We start from the raw sequence: 11,482 nt of genomic DNA, 5'->3' as shown, positions 1-11,482 counted from the left end.
ATCTAATTAGATATACGCCGTGTTAGACGAGACCGATTTTTCTACATCAGTTATCTTTTTTCTACTAATAGTAAAACATTTAATTCTAAGTAAGTCAATATATTCTTCTATACACATCCAACAAAAACAACCAGTATCAACATATATAGAAGTCACTTTCAGTGGATCATCAAGACCTCCAAAAATAATTATTTTCCAGTAAGAATATATGTAGCTTCAAGAGACGATAATGGGAAGTTCCAGAAAGCTTCATAGCCTTTTCCAATCACTTCCAGAAGATTGATTCTTTTGCAACCCTCAGTCTTCAATTAGTCGGTTTCATCTCTAAAAGCGTCCTCATAATCAAGTTTGCCTGAATTAAGTACAAAATCCCTGTCTCGCTTCATTTCATCCAGTTCTTCTTGAGTCTCAACATGCTCACCTACTACAATTTCATCAACATTCTCATAAGTATGATAGAACATATAGTTAACACCATCGTTTAATGTTGGGTACAACTCAGCCTCAATAGTAGCAAGCGCCAAAGATACCTTTAATGCGAATAAAGGACAATCATCAAATTGAGGTCCTAAATCATTAAGATGGAACATACCTACAGATTGCTCACTTTTGAGATACGATATTTTAAAATCATGTTTTAAACTTTCATATTTATCTATTGTTTTATCTATCATTTTTTTCACCCTTTTTCTTATTTTTGACTTTGTTTTTTCTGTTGTTTAATGATTTGTTGGTATAATTTCTATAAATCCAGGAATCATTATTTTTTCCTGATACAACATTTATTTTAACATTTGCATCTATAACTTCGTTTTTACTTATAAGTAATTATAAACTGAATCACAGTTAAACACATACTTTTTTGAGATAAGATATGAATTTCTTGATTTTTTAGTTTTCCCTTTAGTACTTCGTCGTGAACCACCTCGACTTCTAAGCAAGGCGAAAGTCGAAGTGGTTCACACTAGCCCCAAAGCTTATACTGTATCGCCATGGCTAACTATGGTCGGTAAAGTTTTCATCTGTTTTCATTATCTGAATTTCTATAATTGAAATCGCCTACTAAACTCTTTTAATCGAAAAGAATTCCATTAAAATAGAAAGAGAGGTGAAGCCTATGATACTAGATATATCAAAAGATATTAAATATACAGAGACTGAAAAAGAGGTCATTGATTATTTGATGAATCATCAAGATTCATTAGAAGAACTCTCTATTAATGATCTAGCAAAAAAGACTTATACATCTAATGCGACTATTATAAGATTATGTCGTAAAGCAGGTTATAGTGGTTATAAGGCTTTAAAGGTGGATTTAATTAAAGAAAGGGAAGCGAATAAGTATATTGTAGAGAGTGTGGATTATACAACGCCTTTTATGTTTAATGAGACTACAGAGGAAGTAGTGAAAAATATGTTTTCTTTGTATCAAGAGAGTATTAAGCAGGTGTATTCAAGTCTTGATACAGATGTACTAAAGTCTATAGCACATGAGATTATTCATAAGAAACGTATCTTTTTATTTAGTTATGGAGATACACAGACTACAGTAATCAATTTTGCGAATAAGCTTGTTAAGGTAAATATATTCCCTACTCTTGCAACACAGTTTGGTGAAGAAAGACATATTTCTAAACGTATGAATAAAGATGATTATGCACTCATTATCAGTTACAGAGGACAAGAAAGACTTCTAGAGTGTGTTCAGACACTCAATAAGAACCATGTTAGAATTGGACTCATTACTGCGAATAAGAAGAATTCATTAATAGCGTATTGTGATGATTTGATTATGATTCCTGATTGTGAGAAAGAGAATAGAATTAGTACATTCTATTCACAATTAGCATTTCAATATGTGTTAAGTAATCTTTATGCAATTATCTATCATCAAGTGAATGATTGAACTTTTAGTTCAATCAATTCTATCAATAAATAAGAATAAAAGAACATTTGTTTCTATACATATGAAAATTGGTTCTTAGTAAGACGATTTGTGATATAAATGAGTAAGGTGATGAACATGAATAAAGAAGAAGTATTAAAGTTAGAGGAAGAATTAAGTTTTGATCATTTTGATGCAGAAGATGCATATTGTATTGGAAATGAAATAATTAGAAAGACAGAGAAACCAGTACGTATTAGAATTGTATTAGATGGAGATATTGTATTCCAATATCTGATGCCTGGAAAAAAGGGTGTGGAATGGCTAGATAGAAAACAGAATACAGTGGAACAATATAAACATAGTTCCTATTATGTATATTTAGATCAACAAAAAAGACATATATATGATGAGAATGATTCTACTATTGCAATATGTGGTGGAGGTTTTCCACTTATTATAAAAGGTGAATTACATGGGTGTGTAATTGTATCAGGACTTGCCCATGACGAAGATCACCAATTGATTATCAATACATTGAGAGGATATAAGAATGAAAGCTTTTGCGAGTGATTTAGATGGGACTTTAGTATTTGATAGAAATGTTAAAGATGTTGATAAGGAAGCCATTCATATGTTCCAAAAGAAGAATATGTTTGGTGTATGTACAGGAAGACCCGTATGTAGTTTATCTGATATAGAGGATATACCTTTTGACTTCTATATTGTTTCTTCTGGTGCTCTATTATTAGATAGAAATAAGAAAATGATAGAAGAACACATTATAGATAAGAATCTCGCCAAAGACATATTCGATTATTATAGAAGCAAAGCAACTATTATTGTACAGACAGATGATTTACATCATTTTTATACCACTGGCGTATACAATAATCCTTTAATAACTCTTATTAATAGTTTTGAAGATATTGGAGACTTAAAGGTTTATAGTATTTCTTTAGTCTTTGATACGAATGAAGAAGCAGCTTCTTATGTATTAGATGTTAATGAGAGATATCCTCTACTATCTGGATATCAGAATAATAATTCTATTGATATTGTAGTAAAAGGTGTTTCTAAAGGAACAGGTGTAAAGGCAATGAAAAAACATCTCAATGCAGATGAGATGCTTGGTATTGGTGATTCTTATAATGATCTACCACTCTTTGAAGCGAGTGATCGTAGCTTTACATTTCATAATTCTCCTGAAGATATTAAGTTACAGGTCAATGATGTAGTAAGTAGTGTCAGTGAAGCAATTTATAAAGTATTGTAGACAGGGATTGAATCTCTGTCTTTTTTATTCACATAGCAAGATAGTTAATATGTGATACATAGTCATTACATAAAAAATATTTGAACGCCTAAAAAGATACGTTATAGGAAAGATACTTAAAACATTGTTTGAGTAAAAGTAGTATCATGTAGTTAAGGAGGGATAGATTATGGAACATGCACCTGTTACTCAAGAATACCTAATTGATTTATATAGAAGCTTAATTATTAAACGAGATGAATTAAAGAATAATGCTGAACAGAATGAGAAGAAATATTATCAGATGTTTAGAAATTTGTATAAAGAATACTATGGCCTCATGATCGAGTGCATTTTCTTAAAGAAAAGAATCGCCTATTGTCAAAGATGCAATAATCTTCAAATTAAGATATATAAAGAAGAAATAGACAGTTACATAGATGTTGTGAAAGAAGATTACATGCATCAGTTAGAACATTTAAAGAATCATAAACAGAGAATAAAGAAATCTCTTAATACTGATGGAATGAAACAAGCAAAGAAGATATTTAAGAGAATCATCAAAAGAATAGATAAAAAACATCCTTTATGGGAACGTTCCATTGATTCATATAAATATAATGATTTAAAAGAATTGATGAATATAGAGGTGTTGGTGGATTATGAGACACATTCTACAAGACATAATATAGATATTATCTATCTCATGATCAGAATAAATAGTATAAAAGAAGAAATTGATTTTTATGTCAGCCAGCCACCTTATTCACCTCAAGAAAAAGAAGAGAGTCTGAAAAAGGAAATATTGAAATATAGATCTTATAGAAATGAATTAAATAAACAATATCATAGTTTTACAAAAGTCATGCATGCATGTTAGGAGGAGCACTTATGAGCAAGATGAGAGATATGGTTTTAGAAGCTGTAAAAATGAATGGTATAGAGAATGTGGTTATGCCTTTAATGAATGAAATCTTTTTGTCTTCAACTAAGATTGCAGGAACACGTTATTGCGATAATCAAGATGTATTTAAAGGACTAGAAAAGAATGTACCACTTCTATTAGAAAGAGAAGCAGATAATAAATATGATAGTAATGCGATTAAGGTGATGACTACAGATAGGGAAAAGCTTGGGTATATTCCAAAGAGTGAAAATAGTATTTATGCTAGATTAATGGATTCAGGTAAGATACTTCATGCAAGAGTGTATTCATGTTATGAGGATGATTATTATAATTGGTCTGTATCTATTAAGATCTATATGATGGACTTCTAGTTGTTCACAAAATAAAGAACAGAATAAGTGATACATAGTCATTACATGATAATATCATGAATATATCGATTGATTCCTTCTCTGTGAGAGAAGTCATATTGTTTATGTAATGCTTGGAAATAGTTTCTTATATTTTCTTCTATAATAGGTTCATGCGAAGGGATAGTTCCTTCATATCCTTTTCTAGCTGATATCCAAGGATCCTGTGTATGAGTGATTATTTCTAATACTTTAGCACTATAGAGACCATATGTATGAATCACTAGATCAATGACATGACATTCTTCTTCACTTAATGTATTCTCTAATTCTTCAAAGAGTACAAATCGATCATCATCAATAGGATTAAAACTGAACTGCTTGAATAAATGATAAACATCAGGATAGACAGGACCATGAACCCATGCCTGTGAATGTTCTGTAAACATAGGATGATCATATAAGGCATAAGAGGTTCCCTGAATTAAATAAAGAAGTTTTTGCAGCATCAAGGGTGTAACTTCATTTAATCCTTTAAACAAACAAGCAATGACCTGTCTCATCTTATCTGATAATACAAATAATTCTTGTAGATTACTCACAGCTTCTTGTGATTTCTTATAAGAGGCTGGAGTAATTTTATTTTTGTTTTCCTTTAATTTCTTATAGAAATAATCAGGAGAAAGTACAGCTTTTTTCATAATGTTAGAATACTCAAGAGAAGGAACCTGCCCATCCAGATATCTTTTAATAGTAACTTCACCAAAACCAAGGACTAATGCAAGAGGTCCTTTCCCAATATCATATATCTTTAATAGTTTGTTTATTTCTTCGATAGTAATGAGATTTTCCTTTTCTCTATACTGTAAATCTATTTCCTTAATATTTAGATCAAGTAAACCAGGTACAGATATTTCTTCACCACATTCATTACATACTGCAACAGTAATTAAGAAAGAATAGTCTTTATCTTTAATTACTTTTCTAATTTTCTGTTTCATTAATGTATAGGTTGTTTCCTTTCTGCAATGTATACAAAAATCTTTTCTTATTTCATTCATCACATTTTTCTCCTTATTTAAAATAATAATGAAGCGGATATCTTTGTTCATGAAAGGATACTACAAACACAAAATCATCAGCAATCAAATTTAGTTTTATATATAATTTGACTGCCTTGTAATCTACACCAAATCTCTCCAAAGCTTTTATTTCTTTCCCAAAAATATATAATATTTCATTTTCAAATCCTTTATGATTGTTCTTTCTGCTTTCAGAAAAGTCATGAACCGTTAAACTCAATAGTATCTCTTTAATCCTTACTTCATTTAAAACATAATCTACAAATAAATTTCTATTATCACTTCTATTTTTGTTCATCTCTATACGATAGTTATCATTTTTAACAGCCTCTTTCACTCTGTTCAGATATTCTTCAACTTCTAATCGTGTTATTTCCAACTATATCTCCCTTCTTTCAATGATACGCTTTTTATTATTTCGTATCACCATTATACAATTCAATATCATATATAGTCAATGCAATAAAAAAATAAAATAAATATATTATTGCTTTGAACGAGAATATCTATCGACTGTTATCCTAATTATTGGAATTGAAAGAAAGTCCATCCATTTTGTACGCACGAAGTATCAGAACTCTCTTCTACAGAATCATATACCAAGAAATATGCAGGAGTAATGAAAAGTATTGCGATTAGAGGCACTAATAAAAAAGTAGAACACAACAGTTCTACTTTTTTATATGCTTTCTACCAGATGCATCTGGAATATTTAATTCTGAGCGATATTTGGCTACTGTTCTTCTAGATATTTCAATACCTTTATCTTTTAAGAGATTGGTGATTTTCTGATCACTTAAAGGCTTTTTCTTATCTTCATTATCAATAACTTCTTTGATTGTTTCTTTGATAGAATCAACAGAGTTATCTTCTGTTCCCTTTGGAATGAGATCACTTAAGAGAATAAAGCCCTTATCACAATATATATATTTATCCTTAATGGCTCTACTAATTGTAGATTCATGTACTCCAAGTAACATAGCTAGATCTTTTTGCAGAAGTGGGTGGCAAGAGCCTCTATTCATAAAGAAATCTTGTTGATAGTCTAGTAAAAAGACCGCAATATCATATATTAGATTCTTTCTTTGGGTGAGACATTGTTGAAGCCATGAAGCTTGTCTTAGTTTAGATTCTATATATTTCTTAGTTTCTTTGCTTTCTGATTCAAAAGATAAATAACCTGTATTGATGTTTATATCCTTATAGATAACTGGATTTAATTGTACAGCATTATCCTTAATTATTATATCTGGTACAGGAAAATTGACTTCATTAGAAGAACTAAAACTGCTGGCTGGACGAGGATTCAACGTCAAGATGATTTGAAGTAGTTCTCTTACTTTGTTTTGTGATATGCCAAGTTTCTTAGAAACGGCATGGTAATGACTTTTTGAAAGGTCTTCTAAGCATTCTTCAATAAGTTGTTTTGTCTTGTAAATATCTTCTGTTTCTTCTAGGCGCTCTAACTGAAGAAGAAGACACTCCTTTAAAGTGGCTGCACCAAGTCCAGGAGGATCTAGCTTGGATAATGCATTTTTAGCTTCTATATATTCTTTCTCATCACATTTTAGATAAGTACAAATATCTTGAATTGAGAGACGTAGATATCCATTATCATCTAATAACTCTACAAGAGATTCTACTAATTCTTTATTGTCTATATCCTTGTTTATTAATTGCCAGTGAATGTTTTCCATTAAAGTCTGTTCTGATTTTCTTGAAAGACCATCGATATCAAATTCTTTTCCTATATCAGAAGTACTTTCTATCATATCATCAGTATCTATTAATGGATTTTCAAAAGAAATCTTCTCTATGTGGGCAAGAAGTTGTTGGACGTCCATCTGTAAGATCTGATTCTTTTCAATCTGTTTCTGATATATTTGATGTTTTTGACCTTGTTTAAGTTCAAGCTTCATCTAAGCCTATTGGCTCCTTAATAACCTTATTCAATAATTCATACAATATAGATAATTCATAATTATCTATATGAATACGATATTTCTTTTCTACATCCTTGAAAACAATTTTTGATATACGATAAAACTCTTTCTGTGCTAAATCTGTAGGTTCTTCTTTATCATCCGTATCATCTGCAGTCATTAAGCGTTCAAACATAAATGCGATATGCATATAAAGATTCAATCTTATATGGCCTGACATCTCCATCTTATAATAATCCTGATAACGATGAAGAATCATTTCTACATCCTGAATAACAACTGTAGGATTGAGGAACTGTAATCTGCTGACAATACCTTCGATTGTAAAGAATCTTACAAATTCATTCTTCAGTGCTTCAAATTGTTCTGGTGTAACTACACTTCTTAATGCATTCCATAGGTTTTCTTCACCATGGCCATCTAATATATCATAAACACTCAGCCATGGTGTTGAAATACCATCATGAAGAGGAGATGTTGTCAAAATCATAAGAGTCTGATCAAAATTCTTAGATTCATCTTCATTGAGTAAATCTAAGAGTTTCTTATATTCCATAGTCACAAAATCAAGGCCACAGTCTCCTAATGTCTTCTTCATGATTTCCTGTATCTTTTCAGCAATACCTACACCGGACATACATGAAATAAGAATATTCTTATTCTTAGATAATCCTTCAAAGAACTGAACATCAAAACTATTAATCTTTTTTGTACTTTCTACAATTTGTTCAAAAGAGCCATGACCTAGCATCTTTAAACCGACATCCAGTGCAATAGCCGTAGAAACATTATTAATAATCAATAAATCACCAGATAAGTTATTCTTTATCTTTGAATACATACTGCTTAATGATCCTGTATCTACAAGTAAGATCAAACCTTTACCTTTGGCAGAATGCAGGAGATAGTTCTGTACTTTTTCTACAGTCTGATCAAGTGTTGTATCCATAGGCATATCAATGCCTTCCATAATAAAGGTACCACACGCCTGATTGACAACCTTCGCAATACTAGATGCTGTTGTATCACCATGAGCTGCGATAAGGCCATTTAATTCAAGAGATTCACTGATATATTCATGAATAGCTAACGCAAATAAGAAAGCAAGATTATCTTCTAACTGTAATTCATACTTCTTTAGTTCAATAATGATGCGATTGGCAACATAGAAAGCTCTAGGACATGATTGTTCAAAATATGCTTTAAGTTTCCATTCCTGTTCCTTATCAATACACATTTGATTGAATATTGTATAGAGAATATACAATTCTTTACCACAAGAATCATTCATCTTTACACCATAGCGAATCAATATATCTTTACAAATCTGCGTAAAGAAACGCTGTTCTGTTAAGTTGTTATGTGTAGGATTAATCTTTCTTATAATTGCGCGAAAATTCAAATAGAGCTGGTCAATCTGACCCCATGATGCAGTCTCTATCTTATGAAGGAGATTGATGATTTCAATATGATATTCATCATAATACTCCTGATGGATATACTCTTTAGGCTGATTCCACATAATGGATATTTCCATATTACGTTCAGTCTGAAATCCTGTTGTATTAACAGGTATATCTCCTCCTGCATGAATAAGCTCTGCTTCAGAAATAAGAAGGCTGTCTTCTTTACCGTGTTTGAAATAAGCTTCTGCACAGCTAACCTGAATTAAATTTCTTAATCTCCCAATATTACCAGGAAACTTAGAGAAACAAAGCATTTTAACAGCACCACTAGAAATAGTGAGGTTCTTTTTAATCTTTTCTGCTTCTTCTTTATAGAATGTTTCTATAAGTTCTATACGTTCCTGTAAAGGGCGTTCTGTAATATTAGGAATAGTAATCTGTAATGTGATTCTTCTTCTGAATGTTTCTAATAAGACTTCCTGAGGGTTTTCTGTTGTCGCAAATATAAATCGTACGTTTGAGTTTCTCCATTTAGAATCACCAAGAGGACGATATTTACCTGTATCCATAAATACAAATAACTTTTCCTGGTTCTCAAATGATAAACGATGTACTTCATCTAAGAAAAGATAACCACCATCTGCTTCTTGAAGTAATCCCGTCTTATCTGAATCAGCCCCTGTAAAGCTTCCTTTCTTATAACCAAGTAATGTAGCTGAAAGAAGTTCAGGGTTATTTGCATAATCTGCACAGTTCAATACAACAAAAGGTGCTTTTTTATCAATACTCCCTGTCTGTAATGCATGCTTATAGATAAGCTTTGCGATATAGCTTTTACCTACACCACTTTCACCAATAATAAGAATAGGAAGACCATGAGGTGGATAAGAAACAGATGCTTTACACATTTCTACTATTTTCTTATGACTTCCTGTTGCACCAATCATAGAATCAAATACTTCTGAATCTAACTCTTCTTCAACAGATGGACTCTGTTCTTCTTTTTCAATATACCAGTAAGTCGGTCTTGTATCTGTTTTCTTTACTTTTCCCTCATCAAAAAGTTGATTTAAATAATGTGTCACAATCTGTCTGCTTAAATGTAGATTGTCTGCAATCTGAGATGTAGGGATCTTTTCAGACTCATTTAAGCATTCTTGAAGTGATATATAAACCTTATCTTTTACATCCATCACGATACCTCCTTGCTCTTAATTAATTATAACTTGAAAATCATTGAAAAACAATTTAACGCCAACACGCATGAAAAGGAAGATATAAGGATATCTTCCTGTCTGACTATCTTGGGAGTCTTGCTCTTCTATTTGGGAATTCTTTATTGAATCCTTCCTTATGATCACAATACCAATAAGCAACTGTACAAACATCGTCCTGTCTTTCATATAGCGCAAGATCATCGTTACCAATCTGCTGTAATGTGACTTTGATATCTTCATCAAAGGCGATTGGATCTAAGATATGGAATCTGTATAAGCCATGGCGAGGAAGGCTGTCATTACCAAAGGCATGAACAGCATTCAGCTTACCTGTTTCAAATCTTTCTCTTGTCTTATCCTTTGTTGAATAGAATGGATACCCTAAGAATAAGTTAGAATATGGTTTCACCGAAGGTCTTCCTAGTTCATCTTTCTGATGGAATGCCCAGGCACCACCAAAGTAATCTTCTGAACCAGTTGATGAAACTGTTGGATAGTCTTCATCACCATCTAAGTAGAACTTGAATTCTCCCTCACCCCACCAATATCTTTCTAATGCAGTTAAACCAAGGTAAGTACCTACATAGTAGCCTTTACCTTTAACATCATCTAAAATGACATAGTCTTTAGCAAGTTCAGTCTGACGTTCTCTGCGCCAATAAGCATGGAAATATAAACAATTCTCAGGTAGAGCATCAACTTCAGCATAATTAATAGTATAGAAGAATGATGTAATATCTTTAGGATGTTCATTTGTCATTGTAATGACTGCTCTTTTTGCGAATGGCATTTCAAAATAGCTGTTCATCCCTCCTGTAGGATTCACAACGATTGGTAAAGAGGCCACATCACATCTTTCGCCAAAACCATTACAAAAGAAATCACCAATAGGGGCTTCTACTGCAGGTGTATCACTACCATCCCAATAGATTCTTAAGACAACATCTCTCATGACAAAGCTGCCTTTTTCAGTATTTTCACGGATTGTCATCCACATATGTCTAATAATACCTGGACCTTTAATATCCGCAATCACTGTTTCTTCACCCATAGGTAATTTAATGCTTCCACGGCCTTTTCTTGATGGACCTAGAGCACTTGCTTCCATACACGCTTTGCCTTTTTCACCAGTTGGGTTTTCGGGTGATACAGCTCTAGAACGTTCTCCTTTATAAGTCATGATATTACTTAGTAAATTCATAATCTTCTCCTTCCTTTACTGCATGTTGATTGACAGTAATTGAATAATTATTTTTATTGATAATGTGAATGTGCTGATCAGTTACCTTGATATCAAATCTTGATTCACCGATATGGAAATCCTCCCAGAAGAAGTTTCCAATAAATTCCTTAGGATGAATCGTTAAGTGTTTGTTTGGTGCATCATAGTTGATTCCTAAGAATTCTGTAATAAACAAGATATAAAAGATGCCTGAT

11 protein-coding genes and 1 pseudogene are annotated in these 11,482 nt (G+C 31.9%); 5 read left to right on the top strand and 7 right to left on the bottom strand.

Features of this window, described 5'->3' with window-relative positions:
• Positions 1–308 precede the first annotated feature (308 nt).
• Positions 309–674 carry a hypothetical protein gene (locus QZQ55_RS09275; protein ID WP_295092699.1) on the bottom strand — a complete coding sequence of 122 codons (366 nt, stop codon included), beginning with the start codon at positions 672–674 and terminating at the stop codon, positions 309–311.
• A 443-nt stretch (positions 675–1,117) separates the two neighbouring features.
• Between QZQ55_RS09275 and QZQ55_RS09270 the strand changes: the two genes are divergently transcribed.
• From QZQ55_RS09270 to QZQ55_RS09250, 5 genes are all read left to right on the top strand, one after another.
• On the top strand, positions 1,118–1,906 hold the full coding sequence (locus QZQ55_RS09270; RefSeq protein WP_295092696.1) for a MurR/RpiR family transcriptional regulator: 789 nt from the start codon (positions 1,118–1,120) through the stop codon (positions 1,904–1,906).
• A 117-nt stretch (positions 1,907–2,023) separates the two neighbouring features.
• Entirely contained in the window at positions 2,024–2,458 is a 435-nt protein-coding gene (locus QZQ55_RS09265) for a heme-binding protein (protein ID WP_295092694.1), read from the top strand.
• Entirely contained in the window at positions 2,439–3,161 is a 723-nt protein-coding gene (locus tag QZQ55_RS09260) for an HAD-IIB family hydrolase (RefSeq protein WP_295092692.1), read from the top strand. Before QZQ55_RS09265 ends, QZQ55_RS09260 begins: the two co-directional genes overlap by 20 nt.
• Before the next feature lie 169 nt (positions 3,162–3,330).
• Entirely contained in the window at positions 3,331–4,020 is a 690-nt protein-coding gene (locus tag QZQ55_RS09255; RefSeq protein ID WP_295092689.1) for a hypothetical protein, read from the top strand.
• A gap of 11 nt (positions 4,021–4,031) precedes the next feature.
• A complete protein-coding gene (locus tag QZQ55_RS09250; RefSeq protein ID WP_295092686.1) occupies positions 4,032–4,418 on the top strand; it encodes an HIRAN domain-containing protein in 387 nt (128 codons plus the stop codon).
• 41 nt (positions 4,419–4,459) lie between these two features.
• Here QZQ55_RS09250 and QZQ55_RS09245 read toward each other — a convergent pair whose 3' ends face one another.
• The 6 genes and pseudogenes from QZQ55_RS09245 to QZQ55_RS09220 all read right to left on the bottom strand — a co-directional run.
• The gene (locus tag QZQ55_RS09245) at positions 4,460–5,458 is read right to left on the bottom strand and encodes a type II toxin-antitoxin system antitoxin SocA domain-containing protein (RefSeq protein ID WP_295092684.1); all 999 of its coding nucleotides are present in this window, start codon (positions 5,456–5,458) and stop codon (positions 4,460–4,462) included.
• A gap of 13 nt (positions 5,459–5,471) precedes the next feature.
• Positions 5,472–5,858: a hypothetical protein gene (locus QZQ55_RS09240; protein ID WP_295092681.1), complete on the bottom strand. Its 387-nt coding sequence runs from the start codon at positions 5,856–5,858 to the stop codon at positions 5,472–5,474.
• A 292-nt stretch (positions 5,859–6,150) separates the two neighbouring features.
• Positions 6,151–7,398, bottom strand: a complete 1,248-nt coding sequence (gene rpoN, locus QZQ55_RS09235) for an RNA polymerase factor sigma-54 (protein WP_295092678.1) — start codon at positions 7,396–7,398, stop codon at positions 6,151–6,153.
• On the bottom strand, positions 7,388–10,021 hold the full coding sequence (locus QZQ55_RS09230; RefSeq protein ID WP_295092675.1) for a sigma-54-dependent transcriptional regulator: 2,634 nt from the start codon (positions 10,019–10,021) through the stop codon (positions 7,388–7,390). Before QZQ55_RS09230 ends, rpoN begins: the two co-directional genes overlap by 11 nt.
• Before the next feature lie 106 nt (positions 10,022–10,127).
• Positions 10,128–11,246 carry a glycoside hydrolase family 172 protein gene (locus QZQ55_RS09225; protein WP_295092672.1) on the bottom strand — a complete coding sequence of 373 codons (1,119 nt, stop codon included), beginning with the start codon at positions 11,244–11,246 and terminating at the stop codon, positions 10,128–10,130.
• Positions 11,230–11,482, bottom strand: a pseudogene (locus QZQ55_RS09220) (hypothetical protein); the annotation flags it as partial. The gene QZQ55_RS09225 and the pseudogene QZQ55_RS09220, both read right to left, overlap by 17 nt.

Origin of the sequence: uncultured Catenibacterium sp., from assembly GCF_900540665.1 — a bacterium.
In the GTDB taxonomy this organism is placed as follows: Bacteria; Bacillota_I; Bacilli_A; order Erysipelotrichales; family Coprobacillaceae; genus Catenibacterium.
The sequence above is the reverse complement of the archived record's forward strand: the minus strand, read 5'-3'. Positions and strand labels throughout refer to the sequence as shown.

Coding starts and splice junctions, on each gene's coding strand:
- QZQ55_RS09225 (WP_295092672.1), bottom strand. CDS start 11,246: ATGAATTTACTAAGTAATATCATGACTTATAAAGGAGAACGTTCTAGA.
- QZQ55_RS09255 (WP_295092689.1), top strand. CDS start 3,331: ATGGAACATGCACCTGTTACTCAAGAATACCTAATTGATTTATATAGA.
- QZQ55_RS09275 (WP_295092699.1), bottom strand. CDS start 674: ATGATAGATAAAACAATAGATAAATATGAAAGTTTAAAACATGATTTT.
- rpoN (WP_295092678.1), bottom strand. CDS start 7,398: ATGAAGCTTGAACTTAAACAAGGTCAAAAACATCAAATATATCAGAAA.
- QZQ55_RS09265 (WP_295092694.1), top strand. CDS start 2,024: ATGAATAAAGAAGAAGTATTAAAGTTAGAGGAAGAATTAAGTTTTGAT.
- QZQ55_RS09270 (WP_295092696.1), top strand. CDS start 1,118: ATGATACTAGATATATCAAAAGATATTAAATATACAGAGACTGAAAAA.
- QZQ55_RS09245 (WP_295092684.1), bottom strand. CDS start 5,458: ATGAATGAAATAAGAAAAGATTTTTGTATACATTGCAGAAAGGAAACA.
- QZQ55_RS09260 (WP_295092692.1), top strand. CDS start 2,439: ATGAAAGCTTTTGCGAGTGATTTAGATGGGACTTTAGTATTTGATAGA.
- QZQ55_RS09250 (WP_295092686.1), top strand. CDS start 4,032: ATGAGCAAGATGAGAGATATGGTTTTAGAAGCTGTAAAAATGAATGGT.
- QZQ55_RS09230 (WP_295092675.1), bottom strand. CDS start 10,021: ATGGATGTAAAAGATAAGGTTTATATATCACTTCAAGAATGCTTAAAT.